The organism is Grimontia sp. NTOU-MAR1 (assembly GCF_035758505.1).
GTDB lineage: Bacteria > Pseudomonadota > Gammaproteobacteria > Enterobacterales > Vibrionaceae > Enterovibrio > Enterovibrio marinus.
On sequence record NZ_CP142109.1, the window covers coordinates 486,459 to 505,227 of the forward strand.

General features: G+C 50.2%; 18 protein-coding genes. 3 read left to right on the forward strand and 15 right to left on the reverse strand.

Annotation, left to right across the window (positions count from 1 at the left end):
• Positions 1-66: 66 nt before the first annotated feature.
• The 15 genes from VP504_RS20085 to VP504_RS20155 form a co-directional block, all read right to left on the reverse strand.
• Positions 67-1,671, reverse strand: coding sequence for an MASE1 domain-containing sensor histidine kinase (locus VP504_RS20085; RefSeq protein WP_325895157.1), 1,605 nt, complete (start codon positions 1,669-1,671; stop codon positions 67-69).
• Positions 1,668-2,303 (reverse strand): response regulator, encoded by a 636-nt coding sequence (locus VP504_RS20090; protein WP_325895158.1) that lies wholly within the window; start codon positions 2,301-2,303, stop codon positions 1,668-1,670. The genes VP504_RS20085 and VP504_RS20090 overlap by 4 nt, the downstream gene beginning before the upstream one ends.
• A 343-nt stretch (positions 2,304-2,646) precedes the next feature.
• Positions 2,647-3,945, reverse strand: a complete 1,299-nt coding sequence (locus VP504_RS20095) for a TRAP transporter large permease (protein ID WP_325895159.1) — start codon at positions 3,943-3,945, stop codon at positions 2,647-2,649.
• On the reverse strand, positions 3,942-4,442 hold the full coding sequence (locus VP504_RS20100; RefSeq protein ID WP_165012585.1) for a TRAP transporter small permease: 501 nt from the start codon (positions 4,440-4,442) through the stop codon (positions 3,942-3,944). The genes VP504_RS20095 and VP504_RS20100 overlap by 4 nt, the downstream gene beginning before the upstream one ends.
• Before the next feature lie 167 nt (positions 4,443-4,609).
• Complete coding sequence (locus tag VP504_RS20105; protein ID WP_251881082.1) at positions 4,610-5,593, reverse strand: TRAP transporter substrate-binding protein; 984 nt, start codon at positions 5,591-5,593, stop codon at positions 4,610-4,612.
• Positions 5,594-5,683: 90 nt separating this feature from the next.
• A complete protein-coding gene (locus VP504_RS20110) occupies positions 5,684-6,379 on the reverse strand; it encodes an RraA family protein (RefSeq protein ID WP_325895160.1) in 696 nt (231 codons plus the stop codon).
• Positions 6,379-7,074 carry an alpha/beta fold hydrolase gene (locus tag VP504_RS20115; protein WP_325895161.1) on the reverse strand — a complete coding sequence of 232 codons (696 nt, stop codon included), beginning with the start codon at positions 7,072-7,074 and terminating at the stop codon, positions 6,379-6,381. The genes VP504_RS20110 and VP504_RS20115 overlap by 1 nt, the downstream gene beginning before the upstream one ends.
• Positions 7,071-8,033 carry a cupin domain-containing protein gene (locus tag VP504_RS20120; protein ID WP_325895162.1) on the reverse strand — a complete coding sequence of 321 codons (963 nt, stop codon included), beginning with the start codon at positions 8,031-8,033 and terminating at the stop codon, positions 7,071-7,073. Before VP504_RS20120 ends, VP504_RS20115 begins: the two co-directional genes overlap by 4 nt.
• A gap of 37 nt (positions 8,034-8,070) precedes the next feature.
• Complete coding sequence (locus VP504_RS20125) at positions 8,071-9,039, reverse strand: nuclear transport factor 2 family protein (protein WP_325895163.1); 969 nt, start codon at positions 9,037-9,039, stop codon at positions 8,071-8,073.
• Positions 9,036-10,055 carry a LacI family DNA-binding transcriptional regulator gene (locus VP504_RS20130; protein ID WP_251881071.1) on the reverse strand — a complete coding sequence of 340 codons (1,020 nt, stop codon included), beginning with the start codon at positions 10,053-10,055 and terminating at the stop codon, positions 9,036-9,038. Before VP504_RS20130 ends, VP504_RS20125 begins: the two co-directional genes overlap by 4 nt.
• Positions 10,055-10,825 (reverse strand): SDR family NAD(P)-dependent oxidoreductase, encoded by a 771-nt coding sequence (locus VP504_RS20135; RefSeq protein ID WP_325895164.1) that lies wholly within the window; start codon positions 10,823-10,825, stop codon positions 10,055-10,057. Before VP504_RS20135 ends, VP504_RS20130 begins: the two co-directional genes overlap by 1 nt.
• Positions 10,822-11,868 (reverse strand): ester cyclase, encoded by a 1,047-nt coding sequence (locus VP504_RS20140; protein WP_325895454.1) that lies wholly within the window; start codon positions 11,866-11,868, stop codon positions 10,822-10,824. The genes VP504_RS20135 and VP504_RS20140 overlap by 4 nt, the downstream gene beginning before the upstream one ends.
• A 12-nt stretch (positions 11,869-11,880) precedes the next feature.
• Positions 11,881-13,197, reverse strand: a complete 1,317-nt coding sequence (gene hisD / locus VP504_RS20145) for a histidinol dehydrogenase (protein WP_325895165.1) — start codon at positions 13,195-13,197, stop codon at positions 11,881-11,883.
• 33 nt (positions 13,198-13,230) lie between these two features.
• Positions 13,231-13,761, reverse strand: coding sequence for an ester cyclase (locus VP504_RS20150; protein WP_251881065.1), 531 nt, complete (start codon positions 13,759-13,761; stop codon positions 13,231-13,233).
• A complete protein-coding gene (locus VP504_RS20155) occupies positions 13,762-14,835 on the reverse strand; it encodes an ABC transporter ATP-binding protein (protein WP_325895166.1) in 1,074 nt (357 codons plus the stop codon).
• A gap of 672 nt (positions 14,836-15,507) precedes the next feature.
• On the opposite strand from VP504_RS20155, the gene VP504_RS20160 reads away from it, so the two are divergent.
• From VP504_RS20160 to VP504_RS20170, 3 genes are all read left to right on the forward strand, one after another.
• Positions 15,508-16,746 carry an ABC transporter substrate-binding protein gene (locus VP504_RS20160; RefSeq protein ID WP_325895167.1) on the forward strand — a complete coding sequence of 413 codons (1,239 nt, stop codon included), beginning with the start codon at positions 15,508-15,510 and terminating at the stop codon, positions 16,744-16,746.
• Between the two features lie 101 nt (positions 16,747-16,847).
• Complete coding sequence (locus VP504_RS20165) at positions 16,848-17,879, forward strand: carbohydrate ABC transporter permease (protein WP_325895168.1); 1,032 nt, start codon at positions 16,848-16,850, stop codon at positions 17,877-17,879.
• A 9-nt stretch (positions 17,880-17,888) separates the two neighbouring features.
• Positions 17,889-18,767: a carbohydrate ABC transporter permease gene (locus tag VP504_RS20170; RefSeq protein ID WP_325895169.1), complete on the forward strand. Its 879-nt coding sequence runs from the start codon at positions 17,889-17,891 to the stop codon at positions 18,765-18,767.
• Positions 18,768-18,769: the final 2 nt, after the last annotated feature.

Here is an 18,769-nt window from a genome sequence, read left to right on the forward strand (position 1 = left end):
AAATCATATTAATTTTAAAATAAAGGAAATAAATCAGACTGATTTATAAATTAATAGGAAAAATTCCTAGTTTTGATCGTTTTCGTTGAGCCTTATAGGTAATTTAACTGTGATTTGGCTACCGTTTTTATTGCTGTGAATACTGATGTTCCCCCCAAGTGCTTGAATTCTCTCCTCAACGCCCTTTAGACCATGACCTTTTGATCTCCAATTTTCTGGTAGCCCAATCCCGTTATCTTTTAGTTCTAAGACGAACTGACTACCAGGAAGTAGGGTTAGGTATACGCGAGTGGCTCCAGAATGTTTGCAGATGTTATTTAAAAGCTCTTGAGTAATGCGATACAGGGTAACAGCAACCACTTCATCTAACTTTTCTTCTTGTATTCCAAAGGTTAGCCGAAAGCTTATGTTTCTCTCTTTAAAGCCCATTTCATCTACGAGTTGGCGGATGGCCTCTTCAATACCCATTTCATCTAAAATTTGGGGGCGTAGCTGATTAAGGAGTTGACGAGTAGAGGAGTGAATTCGCATGGCCATATCATTAATTGTGATAGCCACTTTCTTAGCATCAGGTGTCAGTGCCAATCGTTTTGCCAACATACTCTGGATTTGAATGGCAGTGATGTTCTGACCAATTTCGTCGTGCAACTCTCTGGCCAGTGATTTTCTGATGCCTTCCTCTAAGTGAACGAGTTGTTGGGCCAAAAGGTTCTTTGATTTTAGTTCCTTTTGTAAATTTTTATTTACGATCTGTAGCTTATGGGAAAGCTGGTATTGGCGACTGATCCCAATACCAAGTCCTAATCCGATCACTGCTTGAGTGAAAATAAAGCTCTGTAATTCCAAAACTGTATCAAAAGGTCCCGATAGGTGTTTCGCCGTGGCAAGTAAGATACTGTTCATTACCGAAGCTAACACTGCACCTTGCCACCCGTAGCGATAGGCCATAAAAATATTAGGCAGCATAAAAATGAGAAGGGCTTGTGGCTTCATATCCTCGAGTAAAACCAGCTCTGCAAACATACCAACACAGAAAAAGAACATGCACCAAACAATCGCTGAAGGACGAAGCACCACTCCCTGATTAATTAAAACCGGACTTAGAGGCTGCCAAGCGTGACGAAAAACATAGTCGTAAAGAAGGTAAAAGAAGGGTACCAAGAGGATACCGCCCGTTAGGGCTGAAACAGCACCACTCAGCGCGTAGCTGACTTCCCAGTCAAGTGGCTTACTCAATAAAATTAATGAGATACCACAAATAGTCGAGTAGAAAAAAACCAGATAGCAAAGCGCCACGATTCGTACCCAATAAACATCTAGATCCTTCCATATGTTTCGAAACGCAATAGACAGCGTATGCCCGACAACTGAAAAAAATAACAGGATTAAGGTAGAGCCAGGCTCATCAAGAAGAAATATAAGAAAGGCAATAAGTCCCATCTCGCCAAGAGTATATAAGGGTAGGAAGTGTCGGGCACTAAGTACATGAGCTGCAAGCTTTAATCCTGAAGGCAAGAAAAGGGCTGACAAGATGAAATCGGTGAGAAAGTACTGGCTAATATTCCAGAGACAGAACCAACTGATTAGATACAAAAACAAAGCAAACACATACACAAAACCTTTCGTGGATATGTTGAGTAGAGACTGACGGGTTAGCTTTGTTTCATTCATAGAGGGTCATCATCGAGTAACTTGTGTTGTAGAGCAAAGCGAATCAAATCAACATTGCTTGATAGCCCTAACTTACTGAGGATATTAGCTCTATGGACGTGAATTGTTTTATGACTAATATAGAGCTCTGCCCCGATTTTTTTTACATTCTTTCCTAGAATGAGGTGTTCAAAGACCTCTCTTTCCCTTTTTGTTAGAGCCAGCAATACATTTGGTTCTACTGAGGCATTGCTTAAATTGATAAGTGCGTCAGTACAGAGATAGTGGTCTCCTTTGGCTACAGTGCGTATAGCGGTAACAAGTTCTTCTGGACCACAACGTTTTGATAGATAGCCATATGCACCTACTTCAAGGGCTTTTTTAACAAAAGTAGCCGAATCATAAATACTCAAAATAATTGCCTTAAAATCTGGCTTCTTTGTACGTATTTTCTCAAGCAATACTAAACCACTTTCATCCGGCATGGACACATCTATAATTGCGACATCCACATCTGAGACTGAGAGTGAGTGAAAGGCTTCCTTTGCACTACCAAATTCACTATGAACTTCAATATCATCTTCTACCGACAACAATTGAGAAAAGCCAGATCGAACTACTAAGTGATCATCAACAAGTGTTACTGAAATCATAATGGAATTCCTAAAGAACATGAAAAGATAGTCGCAAAATCAAGTAGCATAATCAAAAGTAAATTATGATACTGAGATTGTAAGAGTAAGTAGCTACGTGATAATGAGGTAGAATCTACCGTTAGATAATGATTTTGGAAATAGGAGTCTTTTAGATTATTTAAAGTACTTTTATTTTTATATGATTAATGAATGGTTTTTATATCAAGAGACGTCAACTGAGAACATTTAACATTAATAGGAAATTTATGTGTTTAGACGAACTATTTAGTCAATCGCTGGATAGATAAAAAAGCCACCCTAACGGATGGCTTCTTAAAGGTATTTCGTTATCGCTTGTGGACTACCCGTACCCGAGAAAGAGCGTGGGAAGAATCAGCGATATTGCGGGCACAAAGGTGATGATAAGCAAAGCACCTATCAACACGGCAACCCAAGGCAAAATGCGCCTGGCTATCCGCTCGAAGGGTATCTCCCCAACCTGTGCGGCCATAAAGAGGTTTGCCCCCAAGGGTGGAGTAACAAATCCGATGGCGAGCGCCACGATCATCACAATACCAAAGTGTACCAAATCAACCTGTAGCTTGGTTAACACAGGCAACAGCACTGGCGTTAGGATGACAATGGAAGCGAGGGTTTCGAGGAAGGTACCGATAATCAGCAGCAAGACCAGAATCGCCACCAGCACCAAGTACTTGTTCTCGGTGATCGAAAGAACAAACTGTGCTAGCTCTGTCGGAATTTTCTCCAGCGCGATGATGCGACCGAACGCCACAGATGCACCGATGATTACCAAGACAGCGGACACCAACATGGCCGATTCCAGCATGATCTTTGGCAGTGCCTTGAGCGGTAATTCGCGATAAACCAGACAAGACACCACCAAGGCATAGACGACTGCCACGGCAGACGATTCCGTAGGCGTGACTATGCCGCCGTATATCCCGCCCAAGATCACCACGGGCATAATCAGTGCGAGCTTCGCCTCGTTCAGCACGTGGAAAATTTCTTTTCCAGTGGCGGCTGGCCGTTGCTCTGCCATGTTTACCTGTTTGGCCTGCTTGCGGTAAAAGTAGTTGTAGGTCATCAAGGTTAACGCGATAACAAGCCCCGGCAGGATCCCCGCCATAAAGAGGGCGGTAACTGATACTCCTGCCGCTACCGCATACACAATCATCACCACAGAGGGTGGTATCATCACACCTAAACCACCGGCACTGGCGACCATGGCACCGGCATAGGCGCGGTCATAGCCACGTTTAACCAAAGCTGGAATCATGGCTAACCCAACTGCCGCCACAGTGGCAGAGCCTGTGCCCGAAATGGCGGCGAAGAATAGGCATGCCATGATGGTCACCGTGCCTAAGTCTCCCGGCGCACGGCCGAATAGGGTATCAGCGACTGCGATTAAACGCTTGGAAATACCGCCCTTACTCATGATGTTCCCGGCAAGCGTAAAGAGCACCACAGCGATCAGCGTGAAACTGTTGATGCCGCTGACAAGGCCGAGCGCATACAAATCAGGTTTGAGGAAAGGGATGTACATGATGGCTATCAGTGAGGCTGAGCCCAGCGCGATGCCGATAGGCACACCTATAAGCAACATACCGAAGAAACTGAGAAAGAGGATCAGTGACGTCATTGTGGCATCTCCTCATTTTGGTACAGCGAAATGTCGCCCTTTACGCCAATTTGGTAAAGAGAGTAGAGGAGTCTTAGTGAGCACAGTAGGCCGGAAAAGATAATCGCGGCGTAAAGGATGGATGTTGGCCACTGAGTTGCAGAGAGTGTTTTTCCGCGAGCGATAGCCTGCTGTGTGATTTCGACACCCAGCACGCAGACCGTCACAGAGTAAACGAGGAAAATTGACTCGCTGACAAACAAGATGAGGCGTTTGAACTGCGAAGGGAATTTGTCGACGAAGAAGGTCACTCGCATGTGTCTGTGTTCACGGATGGCATAGCTGATGCCAAAGTAGATGAGGTACACAAAGCACAGCCTTGCAATCTCATTCGCCACGACGATAGAGGTGGAAAAAGCGAACCTTGCTATCACGTCAGCGAACACAGTGATGATGATGGTCACCAGACTGGCAACAATCACGGTTGGTTCGAAGTACTTTTCCAGAAATCGGAACATACAGACTTCCTTTTACGTTTTTTGCAGGGCAGCGCTTGTGGAGACTTGCTGCTGCGTTATCGGCTTCTCATGCAGGCCAACTGCACATCGAAGCCTCTGCTTTGCATAAAATCCCCACAAACTACTGCAAAAACCATCACCAAGGGTCAACAGACCCTAGGTACTTATCACTGTTGTAGGTTGGACATGAATTCGTCGTAGAAATCGCTGCCGACTTTCTCGCGAATGTCACTTTCTATCGCCGCATTCATGGTTTTACCCAAGCGCTCGCGGTCAGCAAGAGGAAGCTCATTCACTTTCAGCCCTTTTTCTTTCAGTGCTGCCAGCGTTTCATTGTTGGTTTTTAGGGTAAGGTCGCGCTGAAGCAAAATGGTTTCACGGGCGACTTCATCGATGAGTTTACGGTCTTTATCGCTGAGATCCTGGTACCACTCAAGGTTTGCCATCCAAAGCTCAGGCCAGTAGATGTGGTTGGTGAGAGACACGTAATCCTGCACTTCGAAGAAACGCTCAACGAGCATAGAAGACAACGCACTTTCCTGACCGAAAATGAGGTTTTGTTGAAGCGATGAGTAGATCTCACCCCATGCCAGCGCAATCGGCACGGCATCAACAGAGCGCCACGCTTTAATCGCAATTGGGTTATCCGCTGAGCGCATTCTCAAGCCTTCAAACGCTTCGTAGCTGTCCAGTGGCGCGCGGTTGTTGGTAAAGCTTCGAAAGCCCAGTTCCATAAAGCCCATTGACTTGAGGCCTTGCTTTTCCATGGCCTTGCCGAGGGATTCACCGGCTTTGCCATCCAGCACGTTGCGCGCGGTTTCTTCATCAGCAAACAGCAGGAACTGATCCAGCACCGCGAGTTCGTTAACGGTGGATGACAAATGCACGGACGCGCCGGTTGCCATGGTGATGTTTCCAGATTGCACGAGCTCCGTCATTTCCCTTACGCCGCCAAGCTGTCCGCCGGGATATATTTCGACCTCAATGTCACCGTTGGAACGCTTCTCGATTTCCTTTTCAAAATAGAGCAGCGATTGGTGAATTGGGGAGACTTCCGGTGTGGCATGCCCAATTCGGATGGTGGTATCAGCCATTGAGGCGCTGGCAGTGAAAAGTCCGGCTATGACAGTGATCAACATTGACAACTTCATGGTGTACTCCTTGTTTTTAGCCGTGTCGCATTCATTGACGCGCATAAAAGCGCGAGGAAAAAGCTACGCGGAATGCGCAGCTGAAAGATGTTAGGTTCTGACCCGTTCGAACTCCGCCCAGGCCTGTTCAAACCGCGCAAAGTCGAAGCCGTCTTCCTTCGAAGCTTGCAACACAATTTGTTCGTTTTTGAGCAAGGTTTGGATGGCTTGTTCCAGTTTGGGAATCACGTCTTTTGGAATCACCACGGCGCCGTGTCGGTCAGCGTGGACAAGGTCACCTTCAGAGACTGTTAAGCCAAAGACATTGACGGGTTGTGCTATTGATTCAACATGTACAAAGGCGTGGCTGGGGCCGATAGAACCGGCCAGCACAGGGAAATCTTCTGGTAAATCGCCTAAATCGCGCATAACGCCATTGGTCAAGACGCCTGAAATGCCAAAGCCTTTGTGGACATTGGTATTGATTTCCCCCCAAAAGGCACCGATAGCGTCGGGGTAATCCGTATCTTCAATCACAGTGACGGAAGGGAATGGGCCTTCGGACATATATTTGTAGTACTGCATGCGCAGCGCTTTAACGTCTTCCGGCGGTAAGCTGGAAGGTTCAATGGCGGCAATCTGCGCGGTTTTCGCATAGCCGACCATGGCTTTGCTGGTGGGGTCGGAAGCAAGCAGTGTACCTCGTGTAAACTGGTCAAAACCGCGCGCTCCCTGCGCCACTTCTATTGCATTACAGACTGTGGGTGTGTCGACACTCAGTAAGAGTTTATAGAGCTTTTTATCCATTAAGCGTTCAACCAAGCGTGCAGGACACGTGTGGTTGCCTCCGGTTTTTCAAGTGTGGGCAAATGCCCGGCAAAAGGAATAATGATGAAATCAGCATGGGGAATGAGCGACTTCATGGTGTCGTGTCGATCTCTCGGACAGAGCTGGTCGTCTTCTCCCATCAATATCAGGGTAGGAACGGTTACCGTGCGCAGTGTGTCCTGCTGATCCGGGCGATCGCGAAGGGCGAGCGACTGATTAATAAAGCAGGTGTCGCCAAGGTTTGCTGCCATCTCAAGGCATAGCTTTTCGATATCAGGACGCGGGATGTCGCGGTGAACGTATTTAGGGATCATGACCTCCTGCATCACGTTCAACATTTCACCGTTAGCGGTGCGGGCAAGGTGCGCTTTTCTGCCTTCTTTCACTTCGTCGAGTTCAGCGCGGGGATTGGTGTCCATCAAAGCGAGTCGGGTGATACGCTCCGGTGCTTGATGGAAGACTTCCATTGCCAATATGCCGCCCATTGAAAGACCACCCAGTGCGAACTTCTCGGGGGCGTTTTCCAATACTTCCGCTGCGAGCGCTGACATGCTGTTATGACCTTCGATATTCATCACGATCACTTCACGTTCTTCACCCAATGAAGCAACCTGATGCTCAAACAGGCGGTGATCGCACATCATGCCGGGAAGCAGGACTAATGGCTCATTCATACGTCTTCCCCAGTCCAAGTCAGGCCAGCAGGATCATCAGTGCGCGTGACACGAAAAAGGCTGGCCTCACCGGAGGCAGTGACCTTGAGTGAGTAGTCGGTGCCTCCGGGAAGCCAAATAGTGTCACCAGGATTGAAGATTTCTGTCTTGTCTTGCCAACTGACAGACCAATGTCCTCGCATCACCATTAGGACCACATCTTTTTCTGCGTGAAGTGTTTCGGGTAGCGTTGACTGACGGGAAAGAAAGTCGACTTCAAAACCCGGCTTGTCGATCAATAAGCCATGCTCGCCAATGACACTCACAGCGCCTTGGGAAGACATGGCCATCATGTCCCAGTAGCGGGCGACGTAATACTTCACCACGGTCCTCGCATCTGGGCGGAGTAGAGTGTCAAGCCAGTCCTGCTGAGGAAGAGGCATTTCATTCTCTCCACTTGGCAGCGACTCACCGCGCTTAGCGTCGTAAAGTCGGCCTGTTTCACTGAGGATTAAGCCATGTTCCTGAGCGGCCTCGCGGACGTGCGGTGCCCAAATGACGCCGCCGCCGGCATCATCGCCACCCAATATCGACATGATCATTCCGTAATCGCTACCGATGTTTTCAAAGCCACGGAATAAGCGGGTAGGAATATTGAAAATGTCCCCTTCTTCCAGGACGACTTCACCGTCTTCGCCGGTTTCTCCCCAAAAGAAACGCCAGCGTCCTTTCAAGACAAAGAACACCTCCGCCGTATTGTGGGAGTGCAGAGAGTTGAAACAGCGGGGAGGTTGGCCTGCCGCGCCAATATTGAAGCCCGGCGTGGCGTTGATGTGTACGTGCTGATCAGGGCTTTCCGACACACCACCGCCAATAATCGTGAAGTTCTCCTTTTCGGAGGAACCCGGTGTATGTGCATCGATAAAGGCTGTACGACACGGGATCAATTCGCCGAATCTCACCCATTGAGGCTGTTCCATTATTTTCTCCTTGTAGGCGCGAGCCTGATAACTGACTTCAACCTGTGTGCAGGGCGATTTGTTTCCAGATAGACGTTTCATCGAACACCACAAACTCCCGCCGGATGCCATAAGGCCCAAATTCGGCATGGGCAGCGGCCATCACGTAAACCTCGGCACCGGACGGCTGGCCAAAGTAGCCCCAACCATCGTGTGTCCCATGGAGCGAGAAACGCAGAGCAGCACGTGGTGGCATGAGCGGGTCTTCCCGTCCAATCTGGTGTTCAATCTTGAACGTGGCGTTCGGAAAACTGGCGCGGAGTCCAATCCAGAACTGGTCGATAGGTCCCCACGAATTGACCGTGATTCCGCCGGGATACTCCGCCTGACAGGCGCGGTCATAGCACTCTGGAATGCAGGATAATTCGGCATTCATCATACGGGTCAGGACATCGGTGTAGCGCTGTCCCCATACGTTGTCATTGCTTTTCCCTAAGTAGGGCCCTGCCTGATCGGTTGCCGGTGTGAAGGGGTAAGCGCAGTGTTCAGAGCCGCCCTGTTCGGCGATTTGTTGAATCGCAAAGGCTTTTGGATCGTGGCCAAGCTGGCGGACGATGGCGCCGAGATCGCGGATCAGCCACTCATCATTGATTTGGTTATTGATGGCATGGCAGTCGGCAATGATGCGGTAGCGCAGTTTTGTTCCTGTCGCTTTGCCAAACTGGCCGTCATGCATGTGCGTGGCTTCTGACAGAATGCGGTGGGACGAAAGCATTCCCTCTTCTGGTGAGCCACTCCATATAACGTCTTCCCCAAAAAGCGTTCTGTCGGGCAGCTCGTTGAGGATCCCCGCAGTTTGGGCAATCACATCACGGTTACCTACTGAGAGCCCTGCAGGTGTTCGAACCACAATATCTTCCGCATAATAGTCGTGCAGTGAGGCAAGATTTCGGCCTTCCCAAATCTCCTTAGTGATGCCAAGAATGTAGTCCGGAAAGTCGACAAACTTTTCGTTAAAGCCCTTCATGATGTGTATCCCTTCGGTAATCTGGCTGAGCCGCGGACGATCAACGGCGAACCAATGGCAACCTTCTGAGGTGCATCGTTCTCATGGCTGATCTGTTGCAGCAAAATTCTGACGGTTTCACTCACCATGATGTCGGCGCGTTGCGCCAGTGTGGTGAGGTTGTAAGCAGGCCATGAAGCGGCGGGAACATCGTCAAACCCAACCACGGACACGTCTTCTGGAACGCGAAGGCCGAGCTCAAAACGGATGGTGTCCATGACGGCCAAGGCCATGTGATCATTGGCCACAAACACAGCGTCGGGCGGATCGTTCTTGAACATCGCGCGGGTTGCTTCACGAGCTTTGTCCATGTCGAACATGCCATCGCCTCGGGAGTGAACATCAATACCTGCCTGCTGCAATCCGGCACGGAAGCCAATTTCCCGGTCACGTTGGGTGGATGTGCAATCTAGCCCAGCAATGTAGCTAATTTTTTTATGGCCACCGGCGACAAGAAACTCTGCAGCAGCAATGCCGCCACTGAAATTGTCAGAGGTGACAGAAGAGAAATCATCGCCTTGTTGAGAGCGGTTAAAAAGAACGATAGGTACACCCACTGAGCGACAGCGTGCAGCAAGCTCCGAGGATAAATCGACGGATGCGGCGATGATGCCATCGACCTGATAATCCAGGATCTCTTCAATCACTTCCTCGATAACACTATCCGAGTTGTTCGCCATGAAGATCAGGACATGGTAGCCCTGCTCCTGTAGCTGATTGGAGAGCTTTTCCAGCGCTTCGGGATAGAACTGGTTATTGAGATAAGCGACAACCAAGCCAATGACCCGGCTTTTGCCCGAGACCATGGCGCGAGCTAAAACGTTTGGCCTGTATCCGAGCTCTTCTGCGGCCTTTTTGACCTTCTCGATGGTTTTTTTCGACGCCGAACCGCCCGGTGTAAACACCCGGCTGACGGCGGACTGGCTGACGCCTGCACGTTTGGCGACGTCGGTTGAGGTCACTTTATCGTTTGCCATTATTCTGCTGTCCAACCTCCGTCTACTTTCAGCGAGGTTCCTGTCACCATGGCTGAGGCATTTGAAGCGAGATAAACCACAGCGCCCATCAAATCTTCCACTTCGCCAACGCGGTCGAGTTTGATGTGGCTTTCTATCCAGGCGCGCTTTTCCGGGTCCGCAAACGTCGATGCGGTGAGGTCGGTTTTAATGAAAGTGGGGCAAACGGTATTCACGCGAATGCCTTGTTTACCCCACTCTATTGCCATGGCTTTGGTAAACCCTTCGACGGCATGTTTGCTGGCGCAGTAAACGGCGCGATCAAGACCACCGACATGTGCCATCTGGCTGGAAATCGAAATCAGGCTGCCCGGCCTGCCCGCGGCAATGAGCTTTTTGGCAGCAAACTGGAACAGGAAATAGGCCGCTTTCACATTGAGGTTGAAGACCTGGTCGTAGTCATCGGACTGGGTATCAACAGCGGGTGAGTGCTTAGCCAAGCCTGCTGAGTTGAGTACCACATCAAAAGGCTCGCGGGCGTTCATTTCACGCTCTAGCGCAGCAAGATCTGTCATGTCCAAGGGCAGCGCTTCTGCATGTAACCCTTCGTCAGCCATGGCTTGCTGAAGGGCCACTAGCTGGTCTTTTCTTCGTGCCATCAAGGTGACATGTGCACCTGCTCGCGCCAGAGCCGTTGCGCACGCGAGACCAATTCCTGACGACGCGCCCGTGACTAATGCACGCATGCCAGTGAGGTCAAATGAAGGGGTTTTGGGCAGGGCAATGGTCATAATACTTCCTTTGGTAATTCGACCGCACGGTGCGGTCTGGCTTTGTTGAATTCCTTCAGTCTGCCAAAAACGTCTACGCCGAGCTGGGCGTAAACATCTATAAGGTCGACCAAAACCCAGTTTTCAGCGATCTTCCCATCTTCGATACGCCAGAAGTCCAGACTGCGCAGCGAGACCTGTTGACCGGAGGGGGCGATGCCCAGCCAGCCATCGGCACTGAGCGTTTGTCGCATGTTTGGCCAGCCCGTTACCGCGACATAGTTGTCTTGTGCGAACAGGTGAATATCCGCGTCACTGTGTACTTTTCCCCGATCAGGCATCGCATTGAGAAAGGGGATTTGATGCCAATGACGAAAACCTGAAAGACCGCGGCAAGTGCCAATACCCGCTGGGCCATACCAAGTCAGATTTAGGTGCCAATAATGCGTCAGGTTCATCACCTCGGGGCCACCATGGGCGGGGTGACGGATCAGATCATTAAGCATCGCTAAAACAAGCTTGGCGCTGGATGGCGTATCATCCGTTTCAGACGACAACGCTTTCACGCCATCTTGGGTCGCTGGCCCCGGAACCAGTCCTTCCCGTCCTAACGATGGTGCCATTGGCCAGGCATTGGCTTGCATCATCACTTCGACCACATCCCAGATGGCCTGCACCTGAACGATGCGGTCACCAGCAATCTGATAGAACTCGTGATAGCGCATGTGGGTGAAGTGCCCGGTCGGTGGAATATCCAAAAACGGACTGAGAAAGGTGCCGCAGTAATAGCCGCAGCAGCCAATCCATTGCTGACCGTGTTGGTCTTTTCCATGAATGACGATGGCATCCCGACGCTCAAGATCCGGCATGGCTTCGAGCAAAGGCTGATAGCTTTGATGAATCCATTGCGACGCACCTGTCATGTCCCCGAAAGGGTGACACATGTGGATCACGGCATTGGGGTCGAATAGCCCCTCGGCGGCTGCTTCCAGCGCACCAAGTTTGGCGTTTCTTTGACACTGACGCCAGTGAGAAAAGGCCTCGGCAATGCGGTGATTTTCCATCGTCACGGACGCTTATCCTCTTGCCGCGGCTTCGCCGTATGGCACGTCTTTGTTGCCATAGCGTCTTACTCGCACGTTGCACTGCTCCGCATGGCCTACAAAGCCCTCGAGCATACAAAGGCGTGAGCCATACTCACCAATCAGGGTTGCGGCCTCATCGGTCAGGATTTTCTGGTAACTGTGTGTCTTGAGGTACTTGCCTACCCAAAGTCCACCGGTATATCGGCCTGCTTTCTGGGTCGGCAGGGTGTGGTTGGTACCAATCACCTTGTCACCGTTGGACACATTGGTACGCGGGCCAAGGAACAGGCCGCCATAACAGGTCATGTTGTCGAGGAACCAATCGTCCCGGTCGGTCATCACCTGCACATGCTCATAGGCTTTTTCCTCTGAAACGGCGAGCATTTCCTCGTAGGTATCGCAGAGAATAATCTCGCCATAATCACGCCAACTGACACTGGCGGTGTCGGCGGTGGGCAGGATGTTCAGAATACGTTCGATTTCTGCCATGGTTTCGGTCGCCAGCTTTTCACTGGTCGTGACCAGCGCAGCAGGTGAGTTGTAGCCATGCTCTGCTTGACCGAGAAGGTCTGTCGCACACATTTCGGCGTCCACGGTATCGTCAGCGATCACCATGGTTTCTGTTGGCCCAGCAAAGAGATCGATACCCACGCGCCCGAACAACTGGCGCTTCGCTTCTGCCACAAAGGCATTACCCGGACCGACGAGCAGATGCACTGGCGCGATGGTTTCGGTGCCCAGCGCCATTGCACCCACAGCCTGAATGCCACCTAACACATAGATTTCGTCGGCGCCGCCCAGATGCATCGCTGCCACAACGGCAGGGTTAGGTTCACCATTAAACGGGGGTGTGCAGGCAATCACGCGTGGCACGCCCGCGACCTTGGCCGTGGCGACGGACATGTGCGCCGAGGCCACCATAGGGAATTTTCCGCCAGGGACGTAACAGCCCACACTTTGTACCGGAATATTCTTGTGCCCGAGGATGACGCCCGGCAAGGTCTCGACTTCCACATCGCTCATTGATGCCAGTTGCACTTTCGCAAAGTTGGTGACTTGCTCGTTGGCAAAGCGAATGTCTGCCATATCTTCAGGGGCGACTTTGGCAATAATGCTTTCGATATCCTCTTGGGACAGAAGGAAAGATTCTGGCGCGTAATTGTCGAATTTGATCGCCAGCTCGCGAACGGCAGTATCGCCTTCGTGCTCGATCTTTTTCAGGGTATCAGCAACGATCTGGACGACTTTTTCGTTGTCGCTCTCTTTATCAGACTCTGACTTCCCTGTTTTTAAATATCTGACTGTCATGTGTTCTTCCTCTAAAGGCGAAAATGATGAAAATTATGAAGCGGGTGATGGTGGGACTTTTTCATTGCGGTCAAACGCTTCCCAGCCTTCGCCGTTGAATGCATCGACACCTAACTGAGCGAGCACGTGTGGAAAATCCACCATCACCCAGTTGTCGACGATTTTTCCGTCCTGCACTTTCCAAAAATCCATGTAACGGATTTCCACTTGTTGACCGGTTGGGGCGATGCCCATGAATGTGCCGGTATGTTTGGCGGTTTGATGGCCAAATGCGGCCGCCCATTCGCCCATATATAGTCGTGCTTCGTCCACGCAGACTTTGTCTGAAAAGGCTGCCTGAAAAGGCCTTTGCCAGTTGCGCTGGAAGGCCTCCAAACCATGTTTGGTGCCACAGCCCTGATTACCAAACCAACGAAAGCTCTGAGAAAAAAACTCACCGATATCAGCAATGCGGTGATCGTTGAGGCCATCGACCATTGACTCGATAACCTGACGGGTTTCATCTGTCTTGGTCATGTCTGTGTCTTTGGTGAGGGCGGCCTGTTCGGGTCTTGAGCCTTTCATTTATGCAGACTCCTGTTGAGAGAGCCGTTCACCAGTTTCTGCGTGGAAAAGATGACAAATACTGGCGGAAATGGTGGCTGAGAAGGGTTGGCCAATGTCGGTGACATACTCTTTATCTGCCTTGATGGCGACGAGTTCATCATTGACCTTGACAGTGATCATGGTGGCATCACCCAACAGCTCGATGGAGAAGACCTTGGCGTTAATGCCGCTGGACGTTTCACTGCCATCAGTGACAACGGCATCTTCTGCGCGGAACCCCAGCGTGATGTTGCCGGAAAGGCGCGTATCCAACCCTGTGATAGTGACGTTCTCTGCGGTAAATACACCGCTTTCGATGGTGCCCTTCATCAGGTTCATGGCTGGCGAACCGATGAAGCTGGCGACAAAGGTGTTGGCTGGGTAGTTATAAATTTCTGTTGGTGTGCCCACTTGCTGCACGTTACCAGCACTCATGACCACCACGCGATCTGCCAACGTCATGGCTTCGATCTGGTCATGGGTGACGTAAATCGTGGTGATTTGCAGCTCGTGGGAGAGGTTCTTGATTTGCGCCCGAGTTGAAACGCGCAGTTTTGCATCCAGGTTCGAGAGCGGTTCGTCCATCAGGAACACATTGGGCTCGCGCACAATGGCACGTGCCAGCGCCACACGCTGGCGCTGCCCACCGGAAAGATCGGCTGGGCGGCGGTGTAGGAAATTAGTGAGCTCGACCATTTCCGCTGCACGCATTACTTTCTCATCATGGGTGGCCGGGTCGATGTTGCGAACTTTCAGCGGAAACCGGATGTTCTCATACACGCTCATGTTGGGGTAGAGCGCATAGCTTTGGAACACCATGGCTACATCTCTGTCTTTCGGCTCAAGATCGTTCACGACCTTGCCATCAATCAATATTTCTCCGCTGGTCGCTTCCTCTAGCCCAGCAATCATGCGCATGGTGGTGGTTTTACCGCAGCCTGATGGTCCAAGTAATACCAGAAACTCCTTATCAGGAATGGTCAAATCGAAATCTTTGACGCCGATAAAGTCGCCCCAGCGTTTATCGATATGACGCAACTGCACTTCAGCCATGATTGCTCTCCATGTTGAACGAAACTTAATGGGTACGTATTCAAAATAAGCAAAGAAATATGAGTTTTAGAATGCTGAGTTTGGCGATATTTGAGTGCGGTCACACAAATATATTTACTTGTATTTTTTTCTTATTAATAAGAATATTAGTTAAATCATCTGCTTATAAATGAATGAAAGTTATCACAAAATTTAATATTTAAATGATTTTCAATGAGTTAAAGGAAATAAAAATTGACTGTTTTTCGTTCGGGATGGAATTAAAGATTTCTTGCCAAATCTGCCTAAACCAATAAATCTTATTTTTGCATACGTATCTATTTCTGTCTGGATTTGAAGTCAGGCAAGTTAGTGATATACCCAAACAACCTGAAGATGCAGGATTCAGCGAGATTGACTGGCGTTGTAATCGCGGCGTTCCTTTGCAGATATCGTCATCTCCATCAAAAAGGAACAACAAAGAGCACGGCGTCAGTCAACTCGCCCGAAGGGAGGCCATCAATGCGCCCACTTCTTCGTTAAATCCCACGGAAATAGAACGACTATTCCTCGTGGAATTTGCCTCGAATTGAACGGATTGATGACCTCTGAATGCGAGCATCTTCAGGTTGTTTGGGTATAGACGCAATCGTTTTAGTTATTACTTATCGGATGAAGAAGTAGGAGAGCAACATGAATTGCAGTGTGAAAGGGATAGCCATGGCGAGTTTGCTCGCTATCACTCATCAGGCGACAGCCGCAGACGGGTGCGGTGCAGGGGAAGGACAGGTCAACATATTGTCGAATGACTTTCCCGCATTGCACGCGGTAGCAGCGCAAGCTGAGGGATGCACCACGAACAAGCTGAGCGTGACCAAAAACCAAACCAAAGACCACCGCGATCTACAAAACGCAGCGCTGAAAGCGAACCCCGCCAAGTACTCCACCGCCATTGTATCAACCAGCTCTATTGTGCCCTTACTGAATGAAGGCCTGATCCAGCCTCTCGATGACATGGTCGAAAAATACGGGCAAAGCCTTCAGCCGTCACAGTTGATCAAGGTTGATGGAAAAGTGATGGCCGTGGCCTTTATGGCGAATTCCCAGCACCTCTTTTACCGCAAAGATATCCTTGAAAAAGCAGGTGTCGAGCCACCGAAAACCTTTGAAGACATGATTGCTGCAGGCAAGAAAATCCAACAGATGGGACTGATGAAATACCCTGTCGCTCTGAATACCAAAACCGGATGGAATCTCGGTGAAGAGTTTATCAATGTCTTTAGTGCCACCGGAGAGAGCTTCTTTAAACCGGGCAGTGCGATTCCGAACCTTAACAATGCCAATGGTGTGAAAACGCTCAATACGCTGAAAGCACTGACGGAGCTTTCTAATCCTGACTTTTTAACCTTTGATTCCAACAGCACCCAGGCATTGTGGGAAGACGGCAAAGTCGCGCTGGCACTGTTATGGGGCTCACGTGCGACTGCGATTCTGGATGGTGAAGGCTCCAGTCCAGAGATTGTTGCCAACACAGTACTCACCAATACGCCGGTATTTTCAGGGAAAAGTACACCGGGTGCGACCCTGTGGTGGGACGGATGGACAGTGGCCAGCAACCTTTCCCCGCAAGACGCTGAAGCGACGTTCAAAGTCATGACCCATGCCATTTCGACAGAGATGATGCAGGCTAACCAAGAAAAAGCGGTGTGGCTGATTGAAGGCTATGAGCCGGATCCGTCCGCGATGGGAGTGATTGCAACGGTTCAAGAGCAAGCCAACCCTTACCCAATGCTGCCTTATATGGGTTTGCTGCACTCCGCACTGGGTGCAGAGCTGCCGGATTTTCTTTTGGGTAATGAATCGGCAGAACAAGCGCTCAAGGACATTGAAGCAGCGTATATGACCTCTGCCCGTGAACAGGGCTTTTTATAAGTACTAAAAATCTTTACTACCCAAGCATCTGTAATAGATAGGCTTCTATCACACCTTAGCCCCGGAGGGATTCGGGGCTTACCGAACGAAAGGTGGAGTTCATGCCACATCGCACATTCTTAAAATTTATGTGGCCATCGTTATTGGTCATGTTTTTGCTCATCGCGCTGCCGATCGTCTCTGTGTTCGTCCAGTCGCTTTATGTCGAGCACGAGCAAATCGTGTTGGAAACGGAAAACTGTGGCCCGTTTGGTTGTAAAACCACCGTCGCTGTTGACCGCGAAGCAACGGATAAGCTTCGTGAAGAAGAGCCGCTTGGTCGCTTTAACGGTGCCGATACTTACACTAACCGAAGCCATCTGGCATTTCAGGAATTAGGAGAGGCATGGGACGCATCATCTTCCATGGGTGACTTTGTCGATCGCATGATGAACCTGCCTTTCTACAAAGCGCTGGTTTTTACTCTCGCCTATACCTTCATCGTCACGCCACTGGTCATTGTATTTGGGCTGGTTGTGGCGCTTTGCGTGAACGCACTGCCCAAATTAGTGAAAGGGCCCACGATCTTCCTTTCGCTGCTCCCCATGATCGTGACGCCATTGATTGGCTCACTGATTCTGTTCTGGATGATTGACGCCGATGGCGTGATTGGGGCAACGCTACAGATCTGGTTTGATGATGACACGCTTTCACTGAAGGCTTCCCCGACCCTGACTTGGATAACGCTCTTTATCTACGGTATTTGGTCGTCCATTCCTTTCTCTTTCATCGTGTTTTACGCGGGACTTCAGACCGTGCCGACTGACACGCTCGAAGCTTCGATGATTGATGGTGCATCGCGTTGGGAGACGATTCGTTTTGTCGTGATCCCGCACATGGCGCCACTGGTGACCTTTGTTGCGTTGATGCAGTTGATGGACAACTTCCGGGTATTCGAACCCATCGTAGGCTTTGCCGCTGAAGCGCACGCGACTTCACTCAGTTGGCTTATCTACAACGACTTGCGTGGCACAGACTCCCAGCTCTTTGGCTCTGCTGCATCCACATCTATGCTCACCATTTTGGGTGTGGCCATTCTACTGATGCCGGTGTTTATAAGAACCTGGCGTGATTTCAACCGTAAGTCAGCCTAGGAGGGCATCATGGAAGAAGTACGTAAGAAGCCTGTCTGGCTAAAAACCGTCTCGATTGCCTTTGTTATTGTTTGGCTACTCATTGCCGCAGGCCCGTTCCTTTGGACGGCTTGGGGTTCGTTCAAAGTGCAGGCAGATTTCTTCTCCAAATCGGATTGGATGAACGCGATTTACGGTGTAAAGACCTTGCTGGAAACGGGCTCCGAGTTCACGGGGCAAGGTTACTACGGCGCGTGGATTGAGCAGGATTTCTGGCTCGCCGCCATCAATACCTTTGCGGTGGTGTTCTCTGTGGTCATCATTTCACTGACCATTGGTACCTTGGGGGGTTACGCGCTCGCTCGCTCCGGTTTTCGTTACTCGCTGTGGATTTTGATGATTGCCTTGGTGCTTCGCGCCATGCCGCACATCACCTTGGTTTCTGGTTACATGCTGCCATTTTTCGAGTGGAATTTGTGGGGGCACCTTGGCACCACCATTATTGTGCTGGTGGCCATCAACCAACCCTTTACGTTGTGGATGCTTCACTCCTTCTTCCTCAACATTCCAAAAGACATGGATGAGAGCGCAATGGTGGACGGCTGCACCCGATTCCAAGCCTTCAAGCATGTGATTATCCCGGTGATGTGGCCGGGCGTGATCACCACGGGTTTGTTCAGCTTCCTGCTGGCCTATAACGACTTTGCCGTTACGGGCATGCTGCTCAGCCAGGAAAATCAAACCATGGTGCCGAAGATCGCAAGCTTCCTTGGCACCACGCAGGTGGAAGGTAACGTGATGTTTGCGGTCGCTGCGGTGGTGTCGGCGATGATCCCGCTGTTCTTTCTGGTTCTTTTCTTCCAAAAACAAATTGTGTCCGGCCTGACCGCTGGCGCGGTAAAAGGGTAAGT